This is a genomic window from Micromonospora sp. RTGN7, from assembly GCF_033804645.1.
GTDB lineage: Bacteria > Actinomycetota > Actinomycetes > Mycobacteriales > Micromonosporaceae > Micromonospora.
In genome coordinates this window covers 1-398 of the sequence record NZ_JAPZLF010000062.1, presented here as the reverse complement: position 1 = coordinate 398, position 398 = coordinate 1, and the positions used below count along the sequence as shown (strand labels likewise).

The window sequence follows — 398 nt, the reverse complement described above, 5'->3', positions numbered from 1 at the left end:
GATCCCCTGGCGAGCTGGCGCGATGGACATCCTGTTGAGAGCTGTCGCCGACGACGAGCTGGCAAACGTGATTCTCGCGCCGATCGATCTCCGCTGGCTGTACCACCCCTACGATGGCGGAGCCGATGTCATCCTGGCGGCACGAGAGCAGCGAGACGCGCTAAAGGCGCAGCACCAAGACTGGCTGTCCAAGCAGCCGTCGGGACTCTAGAAGACCTTCCAAGCTCGCCGTACCTTGACCAGCGGTCAAGAAGCGCTACGGGACGACGCACTTGACCGCCGTGGTCCCCAGGAAGCCAGAAAGGCCGGCCCGATGTTTCGGACCAGCCCTTTGACCTGCTGTTTCACCTTGTCGGGACGGCCGGATTCGAACCGACGACCCCTTGACCCCCAGGACG

The 398-nt window shown here is 63.6% G+C and carries 1 pseudogene; it reads left to right on the top strand.

Annotation, left to right across the window (positions count from 1 at the left end):
• Positions 1-211: pseudogene (locus tag SNR22_RS29210) on the top strand (hypothetical protein); the annotation flags it as partial.
• Positions 212-398: the final 187 nt, after the last annotated feature.